This is a genomic window from Colwellia sp. MT41, assembly GCF_001444365.1.
Lineage (GTDB): Bacteria > Pseudomonadota > Gammaproteobacteria > Enterobacterales > Alteromonadaceae > Colwellia > Colwellia marinimaniae.
Map to the genome: position 1 here is coordinate 4,072,963 of NZ_CP013145.1, position 24,653 is coordinate 4,097,615.

Annotated in this window: 22 protein-coding genes and 1 pseudogene; 8 read left to right on the forward strand and 15 right to left on the reverse strand. The window is 38.8% G+C overall.

Translation table 11 applies throughout. From position 1 onward, the window contains the following. Window positions 1-81: 81 nt before the first annotated feature. From CMT41_RS17225 to CMT41_RS17235, 3 genes are all read right to left on the reverse strand, one after another. Window positions 82-570 (reverse strand): DUF2489 domain-containing protein, encoded by a 489-nt coding sequence (locus tag CMT41_RS17225; RefSeq protein ID WP_057183096.1) that lies wholly within the window; start codon window positions 568-570, stop codon window positions 82-84. A gap of 5 nt (window positions 571-575) precedes the next feature. Beyond that, complete coding sequence (yihI, locus tag CMT41_RS17230; protein ID WP_057183098.1) at window positions 576-1,214, reverse strand: Der GTPase-activating protein YihI; 639 nt, start codon at window positions 1,212-1,214, stop codon at window positions 576-578. Between the two features lie 124 nt (window positions 1,215-1,338). Further along, window positions 1,339-1,596, reverse strand: coding sequence for a hypothetical protein (locus tag CMT41_RS17235; RefSeq protein WP_057183100.1), 258 nt, complete (start codon window positions 1,594-1,596; stop codon window positions 1,339-1,341). Window positions 1,597-1,770: 174 nt separating this feature from the next. Here CMT41_RS17235 and tesB point away from each other — a divergent pair, with 174 nt between their 5' ends. Continuing rightward, window positions 1,771-2,628 (forward strand): acyl-CoA thioesterase II, encoded by an 858-nt coding sequence (gene tesB, locus CMT41_RS17240; RefSeq protein ID WP_057183102.1) that lies wholly within the window; start codon window positions 1,771-1,773, stop codon window positions 2,626-2,628. Window positions 2,629-2,689: 61 nt separating this feature from the next. Here the strand turns inward: tesB and CMT41_RS17245 are convergent, their stop codons facing one another. The 3 genes from CMT41_RS17245 to CMT41_RS17255 form a co-directional block, all read right to left on the reverse strand. Next, window positions 2,690-3,232, reverse strand: a complete 543-nt coding sequence (locus CMT41_RS17245; RefSeq protein WP_058027956.1) for an Mpo1 family 2-hydroxy fatty acid dioxygenase — start codon at window positions 3,230-3,232, stop codon at window positions 2,690-2,692. A 26-nt stretch (window positions 3,233-3,258) separates the two neighbouring features. Further along, on the reverse strand, window positions 3,259-4,530 hold the full coding sequence (locus CMT41_RS17250) for a mechanosensitive ion channel family protein (protein ID WP_058027957.1): 1,272 nt from the start codon (window positions 4,528-4,530) through the stop codon (window positions 3,259-3,261). A gap of 71 nt (window positions 4,531-4,601) precedes the next feature. After that, window positions 4,602-5,501 carry an acyltransferase gene (locus CMT41_RS17255; RefSeq protein WP_058027958.1) on the reverse strand — a complete coding sequence of 300 codons (900 nt, stop codon included), beginning with the start codon at window positions 5,499-5,501 and terminating at the stop codon, window positions 4,602-4,604. 349 nt (window positions 5,502-5,850) lie between these two features. Here CMT41_RS17255 and proB point away from each other — a divergent pair, with 349 nt between their 5' ends. Next, window positions 5,851-6,948: a glutamate 5-kinase gene (gene proB / locus CMT41_RS17260; protein ID WP_057183110.1), complete on the forward strand. Its 1,098-nt coding sequence runs from the start codon at window positions 5,851-5,853 to the stop codon at window positions 6,946-6,948. 79 nt (window positions 6,949-7,027) lie between these two features. Next, on the forward strand, window positions 7,028-8,284 hold the full coding sequence (locus CMT41_RS17265; RefSeq protein WP_057183112.1) for a glutamate-5-semialdehyde dehydrogenase: 1,257 nt from the start codon (window positions 7,028-7,030) through the stop codon (window positions 8,282-8,284). Between the two features lie 543 nt (window positions 8,285-8,827). Here CMT41_RS17265 and CMT41_RS17270 read toward each other — a convergent pair. After that, window positions 8,828-9,802: a transposase gene (locus CMT41_RS17270; protein WP_058027959.1), complete on the reverse strand. Its 975-nt coding sequence runs from the start codon at window positions 9,800-9,802 to the stop codon at window positions 8,828-8,830. Between the two features lie 103 nt (window positions 9,803-9,905). After that, window positions 9,906-10,106 (reverse strand): annotated as a pseudogene (locus CMT41_RS17275) (Type I secretion system protein TolC); the annotation flags it as partial. A gap of 226 nt (window positions 10,107-10,332) precedes the next feature. Here CMT41_RS17275 and CMT41_RS17280 point away from each other — a divergent pair. Further along, the gene (locus tag CMT41_RS17280) at window positions 10,333-11,373 is read left to right on the forward strand and encodes a GGDEF domain-containing protein (protein WP_198149760.1); all 1,041 of its coding nucleotides are present in this window, start codon (window positions 10,333-10,335) and stop codon (window positions 11,371-11,373) included. A gap of 273 nt (window positions 11,374-11,646) precedes the next feature. Here CMT41_RS17280 and CMT41_RS17285 read toward each other — a convergent pair whose 3' ends face one another. The 3 genes from CMT41_RS17285 to CMT41_RS17295 form a co-directional block, all read right to left on the reverse strand. Continuing rightward, the gene (locus CMT41_RS17285; RefSeq protein WP_058027962.1) at window positions 11,647-12,621 is read right to left on the reverse strand and encodes a transposase; all 975 of its coding nucleotides are present in this window, start codon (window positions 12,619-12,621) and stop codon (window positions 11,647-11,649) included. 424 nt (window positions 12,622-13,045) lie between these two features. Next, window positions 13,046-14,188 (reverse strand): Fic family protein, encoded by a 1,143-nt coding sequence (locus CMT41_RS17290; protein ID WP_057183116.1) that lies wholly within the window; start codon window positions 14,186-14,188, stop codon window positions 13,046-13,048. A 462-nt stretch (window positions 14,189-14,650) separates the two neighbouring features. Then, window positions 14,651-15,040 (reverse strand): hypothetical protein, encoded by a 390-nt coding sequence (locus CMT41_RS17295; protein WP_057183118.1) that lies wholly within the window; start codon window positions 15,038-15,040, stop codon window positions 14,651-14,653. Between the two features lie 121 nt (window positions 15,041-15,161). On the opposite strand from CMT41_RS17295, the gene yegD reads away from it, so the two are divergent. Continuing rightward, window positions 15,162-16,535: a molecular chaperone gene (yegD, locus tag CMT41_RS17300; protein ID WP_058027963.1), complete on the forward strand. Its 1,374-nt coding sequence runs from the start codon at window positions 15,162-15,164 to the stop codon at window positions 16,533-16,535. 95 nt (window positions 16,536-16,630) lie between these two features. Here yegD and CMT41_RS17305 read toward each other — a convergent pair whose 3' ends face one another. Together CMT41_RS17305 and CMT41_RS17310 are read right to left on the reverse strand one after the other, a co-directional pair. Further along, entirely contained in the window at window positions 16,631-17,092 is a 462-nt protein-coding gene (locus CMT41_RS17305; protein ID WP_057183123.1) for an NfeD family protein, read from the reverse strand. A 36-nt stretch (window positions 17,093-17,128) separates the two neighbouring features. Next, window positions 17,129-18,100, reverse strand: a complete 972-nt coding sequence (locus tag CMT41_RS17310; RefSeq protein ID WP_057183126.1) for an SPFH domain-containing protein — start codon at window positions 18,098-18,100, stop codon at window positions 17,129-17,131. A gap of 333 nt (window positions 18,101-18,433) precedes the next feature. Between CMT41_RS17310 and ilvD the strand changes: the two genes are divergently transcribed. Together ilvD and CMT41_RS17320 are read left to right on the forward strand one after the other, a co-directional pair. Next, the gene (gene ilvD, locus CMT41_RS17315) at window positions 18,434-20,113 is read left to right on the forward strand and encodes a dihydroxy-acid dehydratase (RefSeq protein ID WP_058027964.1); all 1,680 of its coding nucleotides are present in this window, start codon (window positions 18,434-18,436) and stop codon (window positions 20,111-20,113) included. A 370-nt stretch (window positions 20,114-20,483) separates the two neighbouring features. Next, the gene (locus CMT41_RS17320; protein WP_058027965.1) at window positions 20,484-21,311 is read left to right on the forward strand and encodes a hypothetical protein; all 828 of its coding nucleotides are present in this window, start codon (window positions 20,484-20,486) and stop codon (window positions 21,309-21,311) included. 30 nt (window positions 21,312-21,341) lie between these two features. On the opposite strand, the gene ppnP is transcribed toward CMT41_RS17320, so the two are convergent. Then, complete coding sequence (gene ppnP / locus CMT41_RS17325; protein ID WP_057183131.1) at window positions 21,342-21,656, reverse strand: pyrimidine/purine nucleoside phosphorylase; 315 nt, start codon at window positions 21,654-21,656, stop codon at window positions 21,342-21,344. Between the two features lie 416 nt (window positions 21,657-22,072). After that, window positions 22,073-23,554 (reverse strand): ketol-acid reductoisomerase, encoded by a 1,482-nt coding sequence (gene ilvC, locus CMT41_RS17330; RefSeq protein ID WP_058027966.1) that lies wholly within the window; start codon window positions 23,552-23,554, stop codon window positions 22,073-22,075. A gap of 207 nt (window positions 23,555-23,761) precedes the next feature. Between ilvC and ilvY the strand changes: the two genes are divergently transcribed. Beyond that, window positions 23,762-24,640 carry an HTH-type transcriptional activator IlvY gene (gene ilvY, locus CMT41_RS17335; protein ID WP_058027967.1) on the forward strand — a complete coding sequence of 293 codons (879 nt, stop codon included), beginning with the start codon at window positions 23,762-23,764 and terminating at the stop codon, window positions 24,638-24,640. Window positions 24,641-24,653: the final 13 nt, after the last annotated feature.

Consider the following 24,653-nt stretch of genomic DNA (forward strand, 5'->3'; position numbering starts at 1 on the left):
ATCAAGCGCAATAATAGCCTTAATAAGAAGAGCAATAGCGAGAGATTGCCGCTATTGGCGGCAAATATAAAAAGGGGATAACTAAGCAGTTAAGCGAGTGAGCTGCTCTGAGGTGAACTGATGCAGCACATCTAAGTCTGCGACGACTTTATCATGCATTTCATTTAAAGCCTTCATGCGTTGATAGTCTTCGCGCATGCGCTCTTTTTTTGTTAAGGCTTTACGTGCATCACGTATGGCAAAGCCTTTAATTTCATCATATAGAGTATAAATTCCGGGGAACTTGCTCGTTACTTCAGTCACTGTTTTTAAGGATGATAACAGTACCGATAAGCGCCAGCAGCCTTCATCAAATTCACATTGCTCTTGCTGCATAGCGCGAGTAATTAATAACACACTATCAAAAACTTTCTTGTCGTGTTTATTCAATGCTTGTTGCTGTTTTATTTTTGCTTGAGCTTGTTGCTGCTTTTGCTGTGCTACTTGCTTTAATAGCTTGCCCGCATAAAATGCTAAAACCAAGACTATTATCACAGCAAGCAACAAAGCATAAAGCCAAAAATCACTCATTCAGGCTACTCTTTCTCTTTAAAATCGGAAAAGTCAGGGTTATCTAACTTATCCCATAACTCTTCTTCACTACCACTGTTGTTAGCTTCATCGCTAACTTCTTCATCATCTTCTTCATCAAGACCTAATTCAGTCGATAAAGCTTGATGACGCGCCATCATGTCATTGTAGTAATTAACTTCTTGCTCAGTTAAGGCAATATCATCTTCTTGCTTAGCTAAAATACTTTGCAATGCTTCATCTTGCTCAATGGCATCAAGTTCTTGCTCTGCAGACAGTTCATTGTTAACCGGGAGTTCACTCTCAGCATTTTCAACATTTTCAACATTTTCAACATAACGAATACTAGCGATACCTGCTGACTTCTGGCTTTTTTGTGGTGTTTTTACTTGTTTTGTTTTTTCTGCTTTGGCGACAATTTTTCCCAAAGCAATAGGGGTTTTATTCCCTAAACGAGAGTCTGTGTTAGTCACTTGCTGATTGCTATTTGTTTTTTCTTGCACAGCTTCTTTTTGGCGATTGCCCGCCGGTTTACCCGTAGTTTTACGAGTCCGTTTTTCAACTTTAGATAATTCTTGCTTACTTAACTTAGGTTTAGCAGTCGGTGCGTTACCTGGCTTTCTTGATTTTTTTGAACGAGACATAGATACAATTACTTATTTACCAATAATGCCGACTATTTTACGTTATTAAACGCCGAAAAACCTTAAAAAGTAGAAAAAAGACACAAAAAAAGCGCCAATAGGCGCTTTTTTCTGTCTCGCTAGCTTAATGACGAATTTGGATATTAGGGTGAGTATTGATTTCTCCCCCTTTAGAGATAATCGCAATATTGTCATTACAGCTTAACACGGCAATATGCTTATCATGAAAATCTCTAATAAAGTTAAGTTGATAACCAAATTGCGTTAAGCTGCTGGCCGAAAATTTTTGTGCCAGAGTTAATTCTTCCCAGAGATCATCTGCATCACTCGGCATGTTTTGCCGACGTTCCAACAAATTTTCTCTTCGCATTGCTACAGCCATAATTACCTCTTCCCAGTCCAATTATGATTTAATTAAAATTCTGTTATTTGTATTATTATTATTATTTTGCACAAAACTTAACCTACTTTGCATGTAACATCAATAATGATTACACTAGATACCTTAAATAAATTGCTATTTAGGCAAATAGCCTTTGAAATGTAAGGTAAAAAAATGTCACGTGTACTAGACGAATTATCGGCGTTATTAAAATTAGAAGTAATTGAGCAAGGTATCTATCGCGGACAAAGTCAAGATTTAGGCTATAAGGCACTCTTCGGTGGTCAAGTAATGGGTCAAGCCCTTTCTGCCGCTCAAGAGACCATTGCCGCTAATCGCTTTGTTCATTCGCTGCATTCATATTTTTTACGCCCAGGCGATGCAAGTATGCCGGTTGTTTATCAAGTAGAAGTCATTCGTGACGGCGCTAGTTTTAGCACCCGTCGTGTGCAAGCGGTACAAAATGGTAAAACCATCTTTTATATGACCGCCTCTTTTCAACATACTGAAACGGGCTTTGACCATCAAGATACCATGCCAAAGGTTACCCCTCCTGAAGAACTGTCATCATTTACCGATTATATAAAAGCGAATCAGCAGTATATCCCTGAGTCACTGCGCGAAAAATTTTTAGCCGAAAAGCCTATCGATGTTCGTCCCGTGCAACAATATAACTGGTTACAACCAAAGCCAACCAATTCGGCCAGCCAAATGTGGATCAAAGCCAACGGTGATTTACCGAATGATCGAGGCATACATACTTATATGTTGGCTTACACCTCAGATTTTCACTTTTTACCGACTGCGCTATTGCCTCATGGGGCAAGTCATTGGCAGCCAAACTTCCAAATAGCCACCATAGATCACGCTATGTGGTTCCATCGTCCATTTCGCTTCGATGATTGGTTACTTTATTGTATGGACAGTCCGTCAGCGAGTAATGGCCGAGGACTGGTTCGAGGACAGATATATAACCGTCAGGGTGAGTTAGTCGCTTCAACCATGCAAGAAGGGGTGATTAGACAGCGGTAAGGTTTATGGCTATAAAGTTTATAGCCATATCATTTTTGATAGCTAGTTTAACGGACGTTACTTAGCGCGCTTTTGCTAAGGCTTTACGCTTTTCAATCGCTAATGAAGTAATATTTGCTTTTAATACTGGCTCTAAACCAAGCATAAAATACACTTCAGCCATTAAAAATAATGGTCCAATAACAATCTGGCTCAAGTCATCCATAAAAGCCGGTTTCGCTTTTTCATAATGATGACCCAAAAATTGAATAAGCCAACCAACAACAAACAAGCCAATGGCAATATAAAATACCCCCTCAACGCCACTAAATAATTGCGCGATAGCTAAGTTAACTAAAATATACAGCAACATGCCCAAGGCTAAAAAACGGTGTAAAGCCAGATAGTAAATTGCTATTACCGCAAAAATCACCATAGCTAAAGTAAGGTGTAGGGTGAACGGCATACTCAAGATATCATTGATACTTATTTCAAAGCGAATGGTATCCAGCATCAAGGTGACTGCCAACACAATTAAAGGTACACCAATAAAATGGGTGTTAATATTTTTTTGATTTAAATGCACGCTTTTATATCGTGCTAATTGCTCTTCTATTGATTTCATCTTTCACTCTATTGTATGAATTATTTTTATGCGTTTTTTTGCCAATCATAACCACTTGGGTGCTGGAAAATACGTAAATCAAACTGTGGTGCAATGGCAAAAAGATGATCAAAAATATCGGCTTGGATAGCCTCATATTCAGGCCAATTTGTGGTATTAGCAAAACAGTATATTTCTAAAGGTAGTCCAGTTTCCGTGGCAGCCAGCTGTCTGACCATACAGGTTAGGTCATCACGGATACAACTATTTTGTTGTAAGTACTTGGTGATATAAGCACGAAAAGTACCGATATTAGTCAGCTGTCGATTATTGAGTGAATGCAACGATTGCGCAACTTCATCACTATTACTCTCTTGGTCACTATTATTATCTTGCTCATTTTTCGCGAGTTCTTGCTTTTTATCACTGAGATAACCCTGTAATAAGTGGGCATTAGTCAGCTTATTTATTTGTGCTGCGCTATAAAAACCAATACTGCCGATATCAATAATAATCGTGCGCTTAATACGGCGCCCGCCAGTGTTATACATATTACGCCAGTTCTTGAAAGAGTCACTAATCAAGGCGTAAGTTGGTACCGTGGTAATGGTTTTATCAAAATTCTCTATTTTAACCGTACTTAAACCAATTTCTATGACATCACCATCGGCACCATATTTAGGTAATTCAATCCAATCACCGGCAACCACCATGCGGTTCGCTGATATTTGAATACTGGCCACCAAACCTTTAATGGTATCTTGAAAAACCAACAATAAAACCGCGGTTAAAGCCCCTAAGCCACTGAGTAAATAAACCGGTGACTTGTTTATAATAAGCGAAAGAATGACAATAGCAGTCACTAAATATAAGGCTAATTTGATGATTTGAATAATAGCACTTAACGGTAAAAAACGTTGTTTGGCACTTTCTTGGTATATATTTTTACTGACATTTAGCAAGGCGCTAATACAACGAGATATTTGAAAGGTAAGCAATACCTTACTAAATAGCATAAGTAAGGTACTAGCGACACTGCTAGTGTCTATAATAAGTGGGGTTAAAAAGAGTACTAACACTAACGGCAACAGCAAGGCCATTCGACTCAATACGCCATGCTCCATCAAGGTGTCATCCCAGGTGTTTTTGCTATTAATAATGACCTTGTTTATCAACGCTAATACTTGATGTTTTGCCAGATAATAACTTAGCGCGGCAAGCAAAAATATTAAGCAGATGCCTAGGCTAATGGCGCCACTGGCTAAATATTTAGCGCTAAGGCCTTGCTCACTTAACCAAATACTGATCAGTTCATTCATATAGGTTTCCGGTCATAGTCTGGCTAAGTGAATTGACTCGCTGGCAGCAAGCGCTCAGTTTTATTAAATAGTTAATCGTTATACTGCTGGCTAATTTTTTCAAGACGAGCATCTTTCTCATGCCAAAATTGAGTTAACCACTTTTGAAAAGCAATTTTATCATTACGATCTGAAAAGTCGATATGCCCTAAGGCACTACGAATATCCAAAACATGTACTTCAATATGCACCCTTTCTACTTCCCCGCAGACAAAATCACTAAAATTAGGGATGCCGTCCGGGTAATAAATAGTAACATCAACAATTTTAGTTAAATGCTCGCCCATGGCATCCAATACAAAAGAGATACCACCTGATTTAGGTTTCAGTAAATATTTAAAGGGTGAACCTTGCTTATCATGCTTATTCTCAGTGAAGCGAGTACCCTCAATAAAGTTCATCACACTAACAGGTTTGTGTTTAAACTTAGCACAGGCTTTTCTGGTCGTTGCTAAATCTTTACCACGTAAATGAGGGTTCTTCTTTAAAAAAGCTTGGCTATAGCGCTTCAGAAAAGGAAAATCAAGTGCCCACCAAGCTAAGCCCAATAGTGGTACGTAAATAAGCTCTCTTTTTAAGAAAAATTTCAAAAATGGAATATGGCCATGTAAAGCCCGTTGTAAAACGACAATATCAACCCAGCTTTGATGGTTTGCTAACACCAAATACCAGTCCTTAATTTTAAGTTCTTCTAATCCAGTTATCACTATGGTGGTTTTAGTGAATACTTTTTGAATTACACTATTGGTCGCTACCCAATTACTTGCCATCATGTCGAGTAAGTAACTAAAAAACTGTTTAGAAAAACGCAATGGTATTAATGCTTTAAACAATGAAAACACTAAAATAGGCAAGAGCCAAAATATAGTATTAAATATATAGAGGGAAAAAGATAAAAAACCGATCAATTTTGCGGGTAAAAAATTTAGCATATCTTAATAATTACTAATAATAGATAAGTCACACGGATTACGTTATTTAATCATGATTTAGCTATAAATTATATTTTTTTATTCTCACTTCTTAAGGCAATTCATTTTAATATAACGCTATCAGTATAAATCACGCATGGGTGAAAAATGATCGCTTTTTTTTTATCGGTCTTTCTTTGCACTTTTTTAGTTAAAATAAAGGGATAAAATGCATGTTTAGCTGCATATACGTTATTAAACAGCTAAAAACATACTTTTCACACTTGCAACTTTACCTAATCACCGTTAATAATTGAGTTTTTACTCAGTTTATCGCATACTCAAATAATCAACAAAAACAGGAGATAAAATGAACTTTCATAGAGCCGTAATCAAGGTTGGTAGTGCCTTAGTTGCACCCACTAGCGATGGTTGTAGTGGCCAATATATCTTAGCAATTGCGCAATTTATTACTAAATGCCAACAACAAGGTAAAGAGATCATTTTAGTTTCCTCTGGCGGTGTCGCAGCTGGCCGTGCTCTTATTCATCATGGTTCACCAAAGCTCTCTGTCGCCACTAAAAAGGCCATGGCAAGTGTTGGTCAGATGCAAATGATGGCTAATTGGCAGCGATTTTTTGATAGCCCTTGTAGCCAGATACTGGTCACCCAAGAAGATTTAACCGATAGAAAACGTTTTGTCAGCATCCAAGAAACCATTAAAATTCAATTGGCCAACGGTATACTGCCTATCGTTAATGAAAATGACACAGTCACCACTAAAGATCTTACCATAGGTGATAATGACAACCTTGCGGCTTTAGTTGCTCAGGTATGTGAAGCCGACAGTTTATTCATCTTAAGTGATATAGATGGCGTTTTTACCAAAGACCCAAAAATCCATGATGATGCGGTATTAATTCCTAATATTGATAAGATTACTGATGAAATTTATGCCATGGCCGGCACCAGTCGTAATCATTTGGCGACTGGTGGTATGAAAACCAAAATCCAAGCCGCAGAAAAAGCGGTTGAACACGGCATCAATACCTATATTATCAACGGTACCAAAAGTGAGGTATTTAGCTCTCTGTTAGCTAAAGTTAATCCAGGTACTCGTTTTGCCGCAGATAAAGATATTATTCGCGCAAAAAAACACTGGCTCAAACATACCTTAAAAAGCCAAGGTATCATTAGCCTAGACCCAGGCGCCGTTAATGCCTTAGTTAATAAAGGCGCCTCTCTATTACCTGCTGGCATAAAATCGGTAACAAAAGAATTCAAAGCCGGCGATGCGGTCGAGCTTATTGATGCACAAAATAATGCCGTAATCGCGAAAGGTATTTCGTTATATAGCTATCATGATTTAAAACGAATTATGGGTAAACATAGTAACGATATCAGCACTATTTTAGGCCATGACCAAGGTGATGTAGTAGTACACCGCGATGATATGGTTATTTTATAAAGAGCATGGTAAAGAACCTTATAAGCCACTTTATAATTACCCATAAATACTTAAAACAACTTTTCGAAAGAGTAGCAAGATGACCGACTTTAATATCGCCACCATGGCACACAAGGCTAAAATAGCCAGCAGAGTTGCGGCACAACTTAACAGCAGTAAAAAAAACACCTTGTTAAATGCCCTGGCCACGGCTATTGAAAATAATAGCGACATTATTATTAAAGAAAATAGTAAAGATATTGCCGCCGGTAAAGAGAAAGGTTTATCAGCAGCCATGCTTGATCGACTGGTATTAACAGCGCAAGGCATTAAAGAAATTGCTGCCGCTATACGTGAAATTGTTGCCTTAGCCGATCCTATCGGTGGTATTGATAAGCTCTCATTACGCCCGAACGGTATTCAAGTCGGTAAAATGCGTATCCCTCTTGGTGTTATTGCCATGATTTACGAAGCACGGCCCAATGTTACCGCCGAAGCTGCCGCTTTATGTATAAAGTCGGGTAATGCGGTGATTTTACGAGGTGGCTCAGAGGCAATTCACTCCAACTTAGCAATTGCTCACTGTTTGCATCAGGTATTAATTGCTCATGATGTCGATGAAAATATTGTCAGTGTGGTACCGGATACCAGTCGTAGTGTTATTGAGCAATTGTTAAAACAAAGCGACACCATAGATCTAGTCATTCCACGTGGCGGCGAAAGTCTTATCCGCTATGTCAGTGAAAATAGTCGTATCCCAGTGATTCAGCACTTTAAGGGCGTTTGCCACTTATACATAGATAAATATGCCGATTTAACGAAAGCAGTTAATATTTTAGTGAACGGTAAAACACAAAAGCCCAGTGCTTGTAATGCCTTTGAAACGGTCTTAGTACATGGAGATATCAGTGCCGACTTTTTGCCATTAGCGGCTAAGGCACTTGAAGAGGCGGCACAAGTGAAAATACATGCCTGTAAAAATAGTATTGGTTATTTTGCTCATGCTGAATTAGCAACCGAAGAAGATTATCAAGCCGAGTATTTAGCGCAAGAAATCGCCGTTAAGGTGGTCCGTAGTTTTGATAAGGCCATTAGCCACATCCATGAGTTTACCTCTGATCATACTGAAGTAATTATCAGCCAAGATATTTCGCGTAGCCAAGCATTTATTCGCCAAATAAATTCCTCGGTAGTGATGGTCAATGCCTCTTCACGTTTTTCAGATGGTAATCAATTAGGTTTAGGCTCAGAAATAGGCATCTCAACCAGTAAATTACATGCGTATGGTCCAATGGGACTCGAAGCATTAACCACAGAGAAATTCGTCGTTTTTGGTGATGGCCAAGTACGAGCATAAATAATATATAACAAATATATATAACAAAGACAGCCACTTTAATTTTAAGCCTATGAGTTAAGAAATAGCAGCTAAAATCTAAAGGGTTATGCAACTATAACGATGGCTGTCTTAGTTAATTCTAGTCTTAGTTAATTCTAGAAAATGAACATGTTCGGGTTAACGGGCTAAGGAGCACTGTTACCACTTTGGAGACATTAGGCAACTAGCGTGAATAGCAATTTGGATTAGATTTTGTATCGATAACGCCGTTTTAAGCGGTAAATTGCAGTTGGCTAAAATTAGTGCGGAACGAACGAAAGCCAACTGTTTTTCGTCCGTTTGAACAACTTATAGAAAAAAATCACCAGACACCCACTCAAAATAATTAATACATAAGTTCAATAAATCAACGTTTCTGATTTACATTGGGCCGAATTTTACTTTGATTATTATGGTGACGAATAGAATATTAATAACAATGCACAAAAACAGAGAATTCATCAAATTAAAGGCACAACTAGCCTTAAGTGAGTAATTTATCCCGATGAGTTATATGGATTATTAAGCAAGCAACTTTTGGCAAATTGACACCGTTGCGCGTTTTTTTAAGTGCTGATGCTCACAAAAATCCGTGAGTGCTTGCGCTCTACCCACTGCGCCATGGAAACACTGCCTAAATTGTGTAGTTAACACCAACCAGTTTTCGTGACTTATGCCTAAGCGGGTTAATATTTCAGGTTGAGCTTTGTCAATATAACCGCGTTTATCGGCTCGAATACAACGACCAGTTACATCAACCAATTGTATATAGTCACTTAATTCAAACGGTAAACCTGTAGGCATGTTCTTTCTTGGGTTGCCAATAAAGGGCAGTAATTGTTGGGCTTGTTGCCCTTTAATCGCTGCTTGTATCCGTCGTTGAATGCTGGTGTAGTTTGATGTTTCTGGGGTTTTAGCACTCTTAGCTCTAATTGGGTTTAAATCAACATAAGCCATACAAGCTATTAACGCGGCTTCATCAAGCAAGGCTTGAGATTTAAAACGTCCTTCCCAAAACCTGCCAGTACACCCATCTTCAAGATTGGCTTGTTTAGCGATAGTTTCATTTAAAATACGCATAAACCAACTGATATCCATCAAGCGCTGACGATAAACCTTGGCGGTTTCGTTTACAACCTGTTGTAAGGTATCAATAAGTGGCTCACCGCGTAAATATTGTTGCGTTAGCAAGGTCCCTTTAAATAACTGATGCCAACGGCTAATCACTTCATGCATTGTCCATGACTTCGCTTGTTGCTCATCAATAAATAATACCAAATGGGTGTGATTACTCATGACCGCATACGCACAGACATCGATAGCAAACACCTCACTTAATGCCTGTAGTTTATCGGCGACCCAAGCACGTCTATGTTCATAACTTTGCCCGGTGTGTTTATCTTCTCCACAAAGATACGCCCGCCGAACACAACGAGAAACACAATGATAATAAGGCGTATCAACTAAGCTTATTTGTTGTTTTCTTGCCGTGGCCATAATAACTCTCAATGGAAATTTATTGATTGTTATTTAAGCATAGTAGAGTCACTCATTATTTCCATTTGAGTGGGTGTCTGTTATATTTGTACTATCACCTAAACAGGGCATAAGCACAGACATCAATCGCAAACACCTCACTTAATGCCTGTAGTTTATCTGCGACCCAAGCACGTCTATGCTCATAGCTTTGCCCGGTGTGTTTATCTTCCCCACAAAGATATGCCCGCCGAACACAACGAGATACACAATGATAATAAGGCGTGTCAACTAAGCTTATTTGTTGTTTTATTGCCGTGGCCATAATAACTCTCAATGGAAATTTATTGATTATTATTTAAGCATAGTAGAGTCACTCATTATTTCCATTTGAGTGGATGTCTGTTATATTCTTGTAAAATATAATAAGATTTAAGAGGTAATGTATGTGGCTCAAATTTATTGGATTTACGGACTATTTCATACCACATATAGTTTCGAATAATCCAGAATCAAATCTATTGATCAGGCGCTTTAAGGGCGCATCTCGAATGCTTTGGGCCATTAATTTTAACATTCTCTTCATGGTTGTTATTTTTTATGTTTTTGAAGATATATCTAGCCCAGTCCCCGTCATTCTAATTATAGATGTTTTATGTATATTTTTAGGTATTCTGATGATGTATGTATTTCGTTCTTTAACCGCTCCGATATTATTTACTCTCATTAGTACCGTTTTTTTACTGAGCTATGGAATGGTAATAACTGGAGGGATATCATCCCCATTTACCTTTCTTATCATTAGTTTACCTATAGTAGTATTAACTTTTGGTGACTCACGTATTTTTGTTTCTTTATGTATCTCAATTGCGATTTTTCTAGTCACTATCTTTTTAGCTCAATCTATCGGGTGGATACCACCAGAACACCCTGAAACCTTGACAAAAACAGGACAGTTCATCTTATTGACAGGAGCATTAAGTCATAGCTTATTTGGAGGCCTAGTTGCAAAACAACAAATCAAAGATGTGCAAAGTCAATTACAAGACGAGCGAGAAGTTGCAATAAAAGAATCGCGTGTTGATTTGCTAACAGGTCTTTTGAATCGTCGTGCATTCGTAGAGGATGCTGGCAAAATCATCGCAAGAGAAGAACGTAATAATTTAGAAAATAAAAAATATAATAATAAACTAATTTATTTGGCTATGATCGACATAGATTTTTTTAAGAAAGTTAATGATACCTATGGTCATTCTGCTGGGGACGATGTACTTATTGAGGTTGCTAAATCACTAAAAGGGTCAACACGTGAGTTCGAAGTTCTCGCTAGACTTGGAGGTGAAGAATTTGTCATTTTATTAGAGTGCAATAATCCACAAAGAGCAATTGATGCTGGGGAAAGAATAAGAGCAAACGTTGAAGGTCTTAAATGTACAATTAATGAAACAAATGTTCGCGTTACTATTTCCATCGGTATATCTTCTTGGGAGGTAGGTGAAAATTTAGATGTATTATTAATAAATGCGGATAAAGTACTTTATAAAGCAAAAGATTCGGGAAGAAATAGAGTGGTTATGTATTACAGAGACTAAAAGTTTATTAAGGTACTTTAATTTAGAAATTAAATCTGAGCTTTTCAGTTCGTCAAAAAATAGGAACATAAAATCACCAGACACCCACTCAAAATAATTAATACCTAAGTTCAATAAATCAACGTTTCTGATTTACATTGGGCCGAATTTTACTTTGATTATTATGGTGACGAATAGAATATTAATAACAATGCACAAAAACAGAGAATTCATCAAATTAAAGGCACAACTAGCCTTAAGTGAGTAATGTATCTAGATGAGTTATATGGATTATTAAGCAAGCAACTTTTGGCAAATTGACACCGTTGCTCGTTTTTTTAAGTGTTGATGTTCACAAAAATCCGTGAGTGCTTGCGCTCTACCTACTGCACCATGGAAACATTGTCTAAACTGGGTGGTTAATACTAACCAGTTTTGGGTACTAATGCCTAAGCGGGTTAATATTTCAGGTTGAGCTTTGTCAATATAACCGCGTTTATCGGCTCGAATACAACGACCAGTTACATCAACCAATTGTATATAGTCACTTAATTCAAACGATAAACCTGTAGGCATGTTCTTTCTTGGGTTACCAATAAAGGGAAGTAATTGTTGGGCTTGTTGCCCTTTAATCGCTGCTTGTATCCGTCGCTGAATACTGGTGTAGTTCGATGTTTCTGGAGTTTTAGCTACCTTAGCTCTAATTGGATTTAAATCGACATAAGCCATACAAGCTATTAACGCGGCTTCATCAAGCAAGGCTTGAGATTTAAAACGTCCTTCCCAAAACCTGCCGGTACACCCATCTTCAAGATTGGCTTGTTTAGCAATGGTTTCATTTAAAATACGCATAAACCAACTGATATCCATCAGGCGCTGACGATAAACCTTGGCGGTTTCGTTTACAACCTGTTGTAGCGTGTCAATGAGTGGCTCACCCCGTAAATATTGTTGCGTTAGCAAGGTCCCTTTAAATAACCGATGCCAACGGCTAATCACTTCATGCATTGTCCATGACTTAGCTTGCTGCTCATCAATAAATAATACCAAATGGGTATGATTACTCATGACCGCATAAGCACAGACATCAATAGCAAAAACGTCACTTAACTCCTGTAATTTATCGGCGACCCAAGCACGTCGATGTTCATAACTTTGCCCGGTGTGTTTATCTTCACCACACAGATATGCCCGCCGAACACAACGAGATACACAATGATAATAAGGCGTGTCAACTAAGCTTATTTGTTGTTTTCTTGCCGTGGCCATAATAACTCTCAATGGAAATTTATTGATGATTATTTAAGCATAGTAGAGTCACTCATTATTTCCATTTGAGTGGGTGTCTGTTATATTTTTAGGTGTCTGTTATATTTTTTTTGAGTGGGTGTCTGTTATATTTTGTTATTTCCATTTGAGTGGGTGTCTGTTATATTTTTTGTGGCCATAATAACTCTCAATGGAAATTTATTGATGATTATTTAAGCATAGTAGAGTCACTCATTATTTCCATTTGAGTGGGTGTCTGTTATATTTTTCTCATTATTTCCATTTGAGTGGGTGTCTGTTATATTTTTATATTGTTAATAGGCATAACGCCCCCTTAAGCGGCAAATTGCAGTTGGCTAAAATAAGTGAGGCACGAACAAAAAGCCAACTGTAATTTGTCCGTTTGAATGGCTTGTTAAGGCGACTAATCTATAGCTGGAATGAAGTTCTCTTTCTCTAGTATCTGAATAAGACTCCTCATTAGAAAGTTATTCATGAAACTAACGTAATAAGTTCGACCATTCTCTTTTAATGGTCTAATAAACCCAGATTCTTTCATCTTTGATAGAAGATGTGTTCTCTGTCGACTAGTTAAACCTTCAAGTGCTTCATCAAGTTCACTTGCCTTGAAGCTTTGTTTTAATATTCCTATATTCAAAACCTTTGCTTCTTCTTTATTAAGATATCCTCTTTCCGCACCTAAGCTAATAGTAGGCACTAGAATATTCTTATATAGAAAGTCAAAATCTAGCAGTTTATTAACTTTAGTTACTTCTTCTAAAATTCCGGTTAATACGTAGTCACACCAATTTAATAAGCTTTCATCAGTACCTAAATCAGCTTCAGACAAACGTTCATAATACTTGTCTCTATCATTGCAAAAGACTGCCGTTGGGTTAATAATCTTTCCATCTTTGACATTGAAACCATACTTAATCATTAAAGCATAAGTAAGCAATCTTACGACTCTGCCGTTACCATTTCCAAAAGGGTGAATCCAAGTGAACCTATGGTGTGCTATAGCAGTTTTTAATAAATCGTATTTATCCGCTCCATCTTGATTGATAAAGTCAATAAATTCGTCCATATACGATTGAACTTGAATATGATCCGGTGGCGTATGATCAGACTGAGATATTTCTACATTCCAAGTTCTATAAGCACCTGGAGTTCGATCGCCTTCGTCGGTTAATTCTCCAACGACTAACTGGTGCAACTGTTTAATAAAGTGGTGAGTGAATTCAGTCCCCTCACTAATGCTATCTTCAATAAATTCCATAGCAGCTTCAACATTTGCAATCTCTGAAAACCTTTCGTTCGATCTTTCTTTATTTTCGATTTTTCTTTCAATATATTCTGAAATCGTAGTTCTATTTCCTTCAATCCTTGCAGACCCCACACTCTCCAAAATATGAAATATATGTTTTAATTGAAAAAATATCCAAGGGGCTGTTGTACCTTGTAATTTTAATTTTCTTAAATGATTTAACTCAATCAAAGAATCTGTCAACTCAGAATCAAAACTTGGACTAACCACTCTGAGGTTAAACTCGTTTCTGCTATTCATTTATCTACACCAAAGCCACATAAGTGATTGTTTTTATAATTAATTAAGCACACACACATAAAGCATTAACTACAAAACAACCCGTTCAATAACTACATAATAGTAGATCTACTAACTACATACAAAGACTTTGTTCATTACTACAGATATATGATTAATACAGTGGAATATGAGAGAGCTTTAACAGCTTATTACTGAGCCGGCTCAGTAACATGACATAAAATATTTATTAGAAAATATATCGCAAATATTTTTAAGCTAACTTCCGCAAAGCGCACCAAGTTGAGTTAGAAACACAACCTAAAATATTCTACTCAATTATTTTAATTATCATGCAACTATAGCTTGGTGATAAAAAATTAGGCTGGTAGATGTGTTCAATTCCTTACTATCAATAGCTATTAATAATCAAGAAAGATTATCATCTTTGAAGCTATTATTACCCTATATTAAAGACGGCTCTTAATGAACACGTCGAGCATTAGGTTTTTGTTTTACTACGCTCAATGCTAGGCGATCAGCCCATTCCCCGCGGTGTTGTCGCTGACAAGCTTCCTCACTATCAAAGTGCACACTCTGTTTAATATTTTTAACCACTACGCCCACTTTTAATAATTGCTTTTGAATACTCAAGCGTAATACTTCATCTTGCTGCTCTGCTTTCATCGCAGCCACTTCTTCATCGGTATTAAACACACAAGTGATCACTAAGCTGGCCGGAAAATTAGTATAATTCGCTCTATGGGTTAACCAAACAAAACCGGCAACGTCATGCAAAGATGACTCACAAGCAACAGTTAACGCTTTACAGACATTATTATCAATTTTTTGATTGGTTTTACTTAATTTCATTATAGAGACCCTTGAATTTTCGAGATTATTTTTGCCATTTTAACTGACAAAGTCTTGTGAATCACTGATTAACTGAGTATGCTACGCGACCTTTTTCTCCCAGGTATTCTCATAGGTATTAATGATGATAGGTTTCGATTACGGTACGTCTAATTGTAGTGTCGCCACTATGCGCAACGGCCAACCCCACATTATTCCTTTACTCGGTAATAAGTTAGGTAATGAGTCATACATTGCTTCTAATCTATATGCGCCAAGCCGCGATGTTATTAGTAGTTGGCTATCGCAACAATTAGCGGCGCCACAACAAGCAGACTATATAGCTGAGCGTAGACATCAGCTACAAAAAGGCCAATCGGCACTACGCGAGTTAAAATTTGACGGTATCTCCAGTGAATTACTCTTTGGTAAAACCGCCTTAACACAATACCTTCAAGATCCAGAAGAAGGCTACTACATCAAATCGCCTAAATCATTTTTAGGTGCTAGTGGTTTAGCAAACACACAAATTCAATTTTTTGAAGATATTGTCGCTTGCATGATGAGCAATGTGAAAAATCTCACCGAGCAAGCCTTACAAAAAGAAGTGACCCAAACGGTTATCGGTCGTCCGATTAACTTCCAAGGTTTACATGGCGAGGAAAGTAACCGACAGGCCATTAGTGTCTTAACTAAAGCGGCAAAACGTGTTGGTTTTAAAGATGTTGAGTTTCAATATGAACCCGTCGCTGCAGGTTTTGAATTTGAAGCATCTCTTACTAAAGAAACTCGGGTATTAGTGGTAGATATTGGTGGTGGCACCAGCGATTGTTCAATGTTACTAATGGGCCCAGATTTCGCTGAACATGATAATCGTAACGAGCATCTGCTCGCGCATGCGGGTGTTCGTGTTGCTGGTAATGACTTTGATATTCAATTAGCCTTGCAAGGTATCATGCCAAGCTTGGGCATGAACAGTTTACTAAAAACAGGTAAACCTATGCCCAGCGCAAACTTTAGACAAGCTCTGGCAATCAATAATATTAATGCACAAACCGAGTTTTATAGCGCCAAAAATAGACGTGAACTAGAACTATTAAGCCTAGATGCGCAAGAAAGCGAGTTGGTGTCACGTTTACTAACTGTCCACGATCACAAACTCAGTTATCAACTAGTCAATGCCGCTGAGCAAGCCAAAATTGGCTTATCTGATCATGAAGAGCAAATCATTCATCTAGATGATATTCATGAAAACTTAGCGATAACTGTCTCTCGAGCAATGTTAAAACAAGCAAATATTCGAACTCTCGATCAGATAGCTCAGTTGATGACATCGGCCGTGACCGAAGCCCAATGTCAGCCTGATGTTATTTTTGTTACCGGCGGTACAGCAAAATCACCGGTGCTGAGTGAGTTTTTACAGCAACAAATGCCTGGCATCCCACTGATTGTAGGTGACCATTTTGGTAGTGTCACCTCAGGCTTAGCCCGCTGGGCTGAACGTATTTATAAGTAAATACGTAAGAAATTGACAATAAAAAACCAGTACGAATAATGATATTCGTACTGGTTTATAATAACTCTGATAAATTACTTTAAAAGAATAGTGAGTTAGTTAATTGGCGCAACCAACATAGTGTTTCCCGTAATCGCCACAATAGTACATTGGCTATTACTTTCAATTACCTCAATATCAACATCATCAGCTAAACGCGCCGGCCAATTAAGTCCTGAGTAACGAATACTACCACTAGCTTTGGTAATATCATCACTTACCGGTACTTGCAAACCTATCATATCGCTGGAATCATCGGTTTTGCTGCGGGAGTTTTGCATCTTCTTTAACGGCTTCCACAGCAACAAGGTAATAACAGCAGATAATACCCCAACCACCAATATTTCATTTTGCCAACCGTCAATAAGTCCGACACTGATTAACACCCCAGTGAGAGCGCTGGCGATAGCAAAGAATAATAACGGGCCACTTAAGCCCATAATACCTAACTCAAGCACTAGACTTAAACCCGCGATGGCATACCAGATAAGTTGATGGTTTTCTAAAAAGGTCTGCATATTAATATAATTCCTTACCTTTAACTCTTAGCAGCATTAAAGCTTTAAACTACTCGATACCGCAATCGCTTGGGCAACAGTATTGGCAATGTTATCACCGGTTTTACCATCGGTTAGCACTATAGTACTTTCATTCGCTATGGCAAGATGCGCCTTAATAGCATCTTGCGCTAAGGTCAAGGTTACCGCCGCTCGACCTTGTTCAGTATTGGCGACATTACCCACCACCTCTAAGGCACTAGCATCGGCTTCAGCCACTAATCGTATCGCTTCAGCTTTACCGGTTGCCTCTAATATTTGTGATTCTTTAGTGGCTTGTGCCGCTAATACTTGCTCTGCTTTTGCCGCTTCTGCATCTAAAACACGCGCTTGTTTTAAACCTTCAGCTTCGGTAATGGCGGAGGTTTTAACCCCTTCAGCGGTTAAAATCACCGAACGTTTTTCTCGCTCTGCCGTCATTTGTTTTTCCATATCTTCACGAATGGTTTGCGGCGGGGTGATATCTTTAATTTCATAACGCGTCACCATAACGCCCCAAGGTGCGGTCGCTTCAGTCATAGCACCTAAAATTTGCGCATTGATAGCATCACGATTTTGGAAACATTCATCTAACTCCATCGAACCAATAGCATTACGCATTGAGGTCATGGCAAGTTGCACAACGGACGTTTTATAATCGGTAATGTTATTGGTCGCGGCAGCGGCATCGATAACTTTCATAAACAAAATACCGTCTATATCCAAGGTGATATTATCTTTGGTGATGGCTGGCTGAGAGATTATTTCTAACGATTGCTCTTTTAAATTTCGATCAGCCGCCACTGTTTGTACGTAAGGAATAAGAAAATTTAAACCCGCCGATAGGGTTTTGGTGTATTTCCCTAAGGTATAAACAACATAGCCACGGTTTTGCGGCACAAAATAGACACCCTTTTTTAGGGTGTATAAAATAACAATCGTCACCCAGACAAGCGGGTTAGTGAGTAAGCTTAACAAGATATTGTCCATAAATAAATTTACCTTCTAATGATATGAATTTAACTGAGAATTATTTCTGATCACACGTTAATTGACTGTTAACTGCAAAGCAAGTTATTTCTAGCTAGGCTCTTGGTTACACTGTTCTTTTTGCCTGTATGATATTAAAGGTTTACTAGCAACCAGCGCACACGTTAATACGGTCTGCCTCAAGCTGTCTTTTTATCACTGACCACTTATTGTTCACCTTTAAGTCACTGGCTCTGGTTATATCTCAGAAGAAAAAATGCCCGCTATCGGCTAGTTTTATTTAAGAGAAAACTCTATGATGGTGGACATTAATAAGCCAAAACACTAATACTCATGTCAGAAATTAATAAATATTCAAAAACAATCACTTTAGACGAATCACAACCTGCTTCACAAGCCATGCTATATGCCATTGGTTTGACCGAAGAAGACATGAAAAAAGCTCAGGTTGGTATTGTTTCTACCGGATGGGAAGGAAACCCGTGCAACATGCACTTAAACGACCTGGCTAAACAGGTCAAAACCAGCGTAAAAGCAGCTGACTTGGTGGGCTTAATATTTCACACCATCGGGGTAAGTGATGGTATTGCCAATGGCACTGAGGGCATGAAATATTCGCTGGTTTCCCGTGACATCATTGCTGATTCTATCGAAACGGTCGCTGGCGCTCAGTATTATGATGCCATTGTGCCAGTGGTTGGCTGTGATAAAAACATGCCCGGGGCTATGATTGCTTTAGCGCGTTTAAATCGTCCGGCTATTTTAGTTTATGGCGGTACTATCAAAGCAGGAAAGTGGAAAGGTGAAGACTTGAACATTGTTTCTGCTTTCGAAGCTTACGGCAAAAAATTACAGGGCGTGATCACTGACGAAGATTATAAGGGTATCATTCAAAATGCTATCCCCGGCGCTGGCGCCTGTGGTGGCATGTACACGGCTAATACCATGTCTTCCGCCATTGAAGCGTTAGGCATGAGTCTACCCTACTCGTCTTCCAACCCAGCGGTTAGTGATGAGAAAAAAGTTGAATTGACCAAAGTGGGTGCTGCCATCAGAAACTTGATGGAAAAAGACATCAAACCAAAAGACATTATGACCAAAAAGGCCTTTGAAAATGCCTTGCGCATCATCATGATTTTAGGCGGTTCCACCAACGCCACTATGCACATGATTGCCATGGCGCGTGCCTGTGGCGTTGACTTAACCCTAGATGATTTCCAAGCTATGGCTGACAAGACCCCCTTCTTGGCCAACTTAAAGCCATCGGGTGAATACTTGATGCAAGATTTACATGCGATTGGCGGCATTCCGGCAGTAATGAAATATTTATTGGCTGAAGGTTTATTGCACGGCGATTGTTTGACTGTTACCGGTAAAACAATCGCGGAAAATCTGGCTGATGTACCTGGTCTGCCCGCAGGCCAAGATATCATCCGACCTATTGATAATCCTTTGAAAGCAACGGGTCACTTACAAATTCTTTATGGTAACCTGGCGGTTGAAGGTTCGGTAGCAAAAATCACCGGTAAAGAAGGCGAAATATTTGAAGGTCCGGCCAGAGTTTATGAAGATGAATTTGCCGCCATTAAAGGTATCTCAACAGAGGTGCAAAAAGGTGAAGTGATTGTTATTCGTTATTCTGGACCCAAAGGTGGCCCAGGTATGCCAGAAATGCTTAAACCCACTTCCGCAGTAATGGGTGCTGGCCTTGGCAATGACGTGGCTTTAATCACCGATGGTCGATTTTCCGGTGGTTCTCACGGTTTTGTTGTTGGCCATATTACCCCAGAAGCTTCTGAAGGCGGCTTGATTGGTTTGGTACAAAATGGTGACATTATCCGCATTGATGCTATCTCGAACACTTTAGAGCTAAAGGTAGATGAGGCTGAAATCGCCAAGCGAAAAACTGCTTGGGTAAAACCTGCTTACCGGGCAACCAGCGGCGTACTAAGAAAATATATCGCCACAGTAAAATCAGCATCGCTGGGCTGTGTTACCGATGAAATAGACTAATTCGCGGGATAGGTTTGCAGCACCTGATGCTTTATCGGCTCAGGTGCTCGCTGATAGCAGGCCCACTCTTGCGAGACAAAATCAACAAGTGCTGCGTTGCTTTCAATCGCAATGAGGGAGCGGAAGTCAGGTATTTCTCGCCTAGTAATGAAACATCGAGTTTTATTTTTGCTAATTAAATAATATTAAAGATGAATTTTAGCGATGTTAAATTTTATTAAAGCCATGTTTTTAAAGCTCTACAGGACGATTACTGAAAAATAACTTTTGCATTTTTTAAAGTATCATTTAGATTAGTCATTAAATTTTAAAGCTATGCTCTACATTAAATTTCACTAAATGCTTAATAACACATAAAAAAGGACTTTTAATGCTTAAAAGAATAATAATATCACTTGGCTTATTGCTTCCCTTATTCACTCACGCCAACAACTTCCCAGAGTTTTTCACTGCTGAATCAAATAAAGAGTACATTGCCACTTTAGACCATTTTAAAGAGCTACTGCCTGCTAACGGTCCTGTAGCGTTTTTAACAATTATAGCCGCACCTTATGGCTTGTTAGATATACAAGCAACAAAGCTTGCACCTGAAAATAGAAACAAGTTTTCTAATTTTAACTTAGGTGCGATGGGTAACGTTATTTTTAATGCGGATCAGACCCTGCTGACAAAACTGCCTAATTTAGTTTTATGTCATCAAGATAATTGTCGTAATGATAGAATTGCGACAATCAGCGTTTTGCATGAAGAAGTTACCGCGATAGAGAGTTTTTTTAAAGAGAATCATGAGGTGAAAATTATCAAGCCGCTCACCGAGCATGTATATCGTATTAATAATGCCTTTTTTTCACCACCTGAAATTTTGCTTTACCAACCATCAGCTGTCGCAGGTTTTATTCCCTCAGCTAACTTTAGCCGATACAAAAAAGTTACTGACTTACCTAAATACCAGAGTTATGTAGAAAACTCGACTCATATAAGAGAACTGATGGTAAATAACAATATAATAGCCATAGTAAGAGAAAGTGATTCTTTAACTAATATTATTTTGGGTGGTATAAGTAATAACCACTGGGGCATAAAAATAACAACTGAACCGAGTGAAGTCCCAACGATTGGAACAAGAAACTCCCTTGGTTATAAGTATGATGATGTAATAAAAATATCGGCTAACACTTATTACTATCAAACCAATTAAAGCGAATAAATCCTTAATTGGTTTATTAACTTAACTTATATAAGTACAACAATAATCCACTAAGGTTTTAGCTTTGATCTCAAAGGAGCTATTAGCTTCAACGTTAAAAGATTGTCCGGCGCTGATACTTTGCCAATCACTGGCACCGCTAAGTAAAACTTCACACTCTCCGGCGGTAATTTCCATCAGTTCTTGTTCATTGGTGGCAAACTTATAATCACCTGGCATCATAATGCCTAAGGTTTTAAAACTACCATCACTAAAGGTAATTTTACGGCTGGTGACTTTGCCATCGAAATAGACATTGGCGGCTTTGCTTATGGTAACTTGTTTGAACTCTGACATAGGTTTGTTCCTTGTTAAGACGTTTTTAATGTTCGGCAATTAATAGCAAAATTTTCACTTATACCAAATTGATTAAGTTCTTTCCCACTCAGCGAGAGATAAAAGGCTTAGAGGCAAGGCATTGTTTGAAGAGAATGGTTATTCCCTTCTCAAAAATCAATAACGCAGCGTGTAAGCCTTTTAAACTCGCCCTTGGGAGCTTACTCGATGCCCACTAACTTCGTTAAATTCATTTGATTTAGAGTGACTAAACCGAAACGAGTTTGCCTAATTATTGAACATCGAGTATAGCTCTGAGTTGGGAAGAAATTTAATCAAATTGGTATTAAATATCCAGGCAATAAAAAACGGCATTGACGTTGAATTCAGCTGCCGTTTTTAGTTACTTATACTCGCTCTACTTCAAGATACGAGTATTATTTTGCACTAGCAATTTTCTTCATATCTTTCATGTAACCACGCAATTTTTTACCAATCACTTCAACACCATGACTGCGAATAGCTTCGTTTACTTCAATTAAACGAGCATTATCAACATTATTCGAACTGTCTTTGAACCCTTCGCCTAATTCTTCAAGGGTTAATTTTTGCGTAAAATCTGCAAGCAAGGGCACTGCCGCATGAGTAAATAAGTAGTTACCGTATTCGGCAGTATCAGAAATAACCACGTTCATTTCGTATAGCTTGTTACGCGCAATACAGTTAGCAATTAATGGTGTTTCATGCAGTGACTCGTAATAAGCCGACTCTTCAACAATGCCAGCCTCAACCATAGCTTCAAAAGCAAGTTCAACGCCGGCTTTGATCATAGCAATGACGAAAATTCCCTTGTCGTAATACTCTTGTTCAGTAATTTCTGTTGCGCAATCAGCGGCTAATTCAAAGGTAGACTCAGCAGTTTCTGCACGCCATGTTAATAAGTTAATATCATCATTAGCCCAATCTGCCATCATAGTTTTCGAGAAGTGACCTTCAATAATATCATCCATATGTTTTTCAAATAACGGACGTAAAATCACTTTTAATTCTTCTGACATATCAAAGGCTTTTATTTTCGCCGGGTTTGATAATCTGTCCATCATGTTAGTGATGCCACCATGCTTAAGACCTTCAGTAGTTGTCTCTAAGCCGTATTGTAATAATTTACGTGCATAAGCTGCATCCATGCCTTGGGCGACTAATTGCTGGTGACCTAATACCGCAGCCGTTTGCAACATACCACAAAGAATAGTTTGCTCACCCATTAAGTCAGACTTAACTTCAGCAATGAAAGATGACTGTAAAACACCCGCTCTATCACCACCAGTGGCACTGGCGTAAGCCTTCGCAATGGCTAAACCGTTACCTTGTGGATCATTTTCTGGATGAACGGCGATAAGTGTTGGTACACCAAAACCACGTTTATACTCTTCACGTACTTCAGTACCTGGACACTTAGGTGCCACCATAACCACGGTGATATCAGGGCGAACTTGCATGCCTTCTTCAACAATATTAAAACCATGTGAGTAAGACAGCGTAGCGCCTTGCTTCATCAACGGCATGACCGCAGTAACGGCAGAAGTATGTTGTTTGTCAGGTGTTAGGTTTAATACTAAATCGGCTTGCGGAATCAATTCTGCATAGTTGCCAACAGTAAAACCATTTTCAGTAGCCCACTGCCATGATTGACGTTTCTCGCTAATCGCTGCATCACGTAGCGCATAAGAAATATTTAAACCAGAATCACGCATGTTTAAACCTTGGTTTAAACCTTGTGAACCACAACCAACAATAACAATGTTCCAGTCTTTGATGAAGTTACAGCCATCACTGAATTCTTCACGTTGCATAAAACGACATTGGCCTAATTGACCTAACTTTTCACGTAGGCTTAAGGTATTGAAATAATTGCTCATGTTGATTCCTTTAAATTTTGTTCTGGATATTAGTTAAAAACAAAGTCAGCTTTCTGACGATACTTTTTACCATGCTTTTTACCATGTAAACATCATAACCTAGCCTTCTTGTTGCAAAAAGTGATATATTCGCACCATCACGTTGCGTTTTTTGCAACGAACTATATAAATATACCTGCGCGATTAAAATCACGCCTACGGAAAGTCATGGATCAAAAAGCACTATCGATGTTTAGCCATTTGAGCCAAAGTTTACACTTTGCTAAAACGGCACGTGCTCATCACATTAGCCCATCCACACTGAGTCGGGCAATTCAACGACTGGAAGATGAAGTCGGCGGTGAGTTATTACATCGCGACAATCGCACTGTGGTACTTACCGAGATTGGCAAGAAATTCAAAATTTATGCCGAGCAACAGCTTGAGCAATGGCATAGTTTTAAGCAATCTCTTGCTGAAAAACAAATTGAGCTAACCGGGAAACTTCATATTTACTGTTCCGTTACCGCGGCGTACAGCCATTTACCGCCCTTGCTGGAACGATTTCGTGCTCGCCATCCTTTGGTAGAGATCATGTTAACCACGGGTGATGCTGCTGATGCCCTGGAACAAGTACAAAATCAATCCGTTGATTTTGCTATCGCTGCCGCACCAGAGCAGTTACCTCGTAGTGTTTACTTTCATCACTTAGATACCATAGCCATGGCGGTGATTGCGCCAACTATGGCGTGTAAAGTACAGCAGCAGCTGAGTGAAAACGTACTTACTTGGTCAAAAATTCCGATAATTTTGCCCGAACATGGTGCCGCTCGAAAACGATTTGAACTCTGGTATCGTAAAAAACAGCAAGGCAAACCTATGATCTACGCCACGGTTTCAGGACATGAAGCCTTGGTCAGTATGGTTGCTTTAGGTTGTGGCGTTGGCATAGTGCCGCAAGTGGTGGTGGATAACAGCCCGGTAAAAGATAAAGTGAGAAATCTCGCGAATATCGGCGAAATAGAGCCGTTCGAACTTGGCGTTTGTTGTTTGAATCAATCAAAAGCCCAGCCACTCATTAAAGCCTTTTTTCAGGCGATTTCTTAACATACCCAGCTTA

What these genes read in the sequence shown, in the direction of transcription:
- CMT41_RS17225 (WP_057183096.1), bottom strand. Translation starts at nt 570, where the DNA reads ATGAGTGATTTTTGGCTTTATGCTTTGTTGCTTGCTGTGATAATAGTC.
- yihI (WP_057183098.1), bottom strand. Translation starts at nt 1,214, where the DNA reads ATGTCTCGTTCAAAAAAATCAAGAAAGCCAGGTAACGCACCGACTGCT.
- CMT41_RS17235 (WP_057183100.1), bottom strand. Translation starts at nt 1,596, where the DNA reads ATGGCTGTAGCAATGCGAAGAGAAAATTTGTTGGAACGTCGGCAAAAC.
- tesB (WP_057183102.1), top strand. Translation starts at nt 1,771, where the DNA reads ATGTCACGTGTACTAGACGAATTATCGGCGTTATTAAAATTAGAAGTA.
- CMT41_RS17245 (WP_058027956.1), bottom strand. Translation starts at nt 3,232, where the DNA reads ATGAAATCAATAGAAGAGCAATTAGCACGATATAAAAGCGTGCATTTA.
- CMT41_RS17250 (WP_058027957.1), bottom strand. Translation starts at nt 4,530, where the DNA reads ATGAATGAACTGATCAGTATTTGGTTAAGTGAGCAAGGCCTTAGCGCT.
- CMT41_RS17255 (WP_058027958.1), bottom strand. Translation starts at nt 5,501, where the DNA reads ATGCTAAATTTTTTACCCGCAAAATTGATCGGTTTTTTATCTTTTTCC.
- proB (WP_057183110.1), top strand. Translation starts at nt 5,851, where the DNA reads ATGAACTTTCATAGAGCCGTAATCAAGGTTGGTAGTGCCTTAGTTGCA.
- CMT41_RS17265 (WP_057183112.1), top strand. Translation starts at nt 7,028, where the DNA reads ATGACCGACTTTAATATCGCCACCATGGCACACAAGGCTAAAATAGCC.
- CMT41_RS17270 (WP_058027959.1), bottom strand. Translation starts at nt 9,802, where the DNA reads ATGGCCACGGCAAGAAAACAACAAATAAGCTTAGTTGATACGCCTTAT.
- CMT41_RS17280 (WP_198149760.1), top strand. Translation starts at nt 10,333, where the DNA reads ATGCTTTGGGCCATTAATTTTAACATTCTCTTCATGGTTGTTATTTTT.
- CMT41_RS17285 (WP_058027962.1), bottom strand. Translation starts at nt 12,621, where the DNA reads ATGGCCACGGCAAGAAAACAACAAATAAGCTTAGTTGACACGCCTTAT.
- CMT41_RS17290 (WP_057183116.1), bottom strand. Translation starts at nt 14,188, where the DNA reads ATGAATAGCAGAAACGAGTTTAACCTCAGAGTGGTTAGTCCAAGTTTT.
- CMT41_RS17295 (WP_057183118.1), bottom strand. Translation starts at nt 15,040, where the DNA reads ATGAAATTAAGTAAAACCAATCAAAAAATTGATAATAATGTCTGTAAA.
- yegD (WP_058027963.1), top strand. Translation starts at nt 15,162, where the DNA reads ATGATGATAGGTTTCGATTACGGTACGTCTAATTGTAGTGTCGCCACT.
- CMT41_RS17305 (WP_057183123.1), bottom strand. Translation starts at nt 17,092, where the DNA reads ATGCAGACCTTTTTAGAAAACCATCAACTTATCTGGTATGCCATCGCG.
- CMT41_RS17310 (WP_057183126.1), bottom strand. Translation starts at nt 18,100, where the DNA reads ATGGACAATATCTTGTTAAGCTTACTCACTAACCCGCTTGTCTGGGTG.
- ilvD (WP_058027964.1), top strand. Translation starts at nt 18,434, where the DNA reads ATGTCAGAAATTAATAAATATTCAAAAACAATCACTTTAGACGAATCA.
- CMT41_RS17320 (WP_058027965.1), top strand. Translation starts at nt 20,484, where the DNA reads ATGCTTAAAAGAATAATAATATCACTTGGCTTATTGCTTCCCTTATTC.
- ppnP (WP_057183131.1), bottom strand. Translation starts at nt 21,656, where the DNA reads ATGTCAGAGTTCAAACAAGTTACCATAAGCAAAGCCGCCAATGTCTAT.
- ilvC (WP_058027966.1), bottom strand. Translation starts at nt 23,554, where the DNA reads ATGAGCAATTATTTCAATACCTTAAGCCTACGTGAAAAGTTAGGTCAA.
- ilvY (WP_058027967.1), top strand. Translation starts at nt 23,762, where the DNA reads ATGGATCAAAAAGCACTATCGATGTTTAGCCATTTGAGCCAAAGTTTA.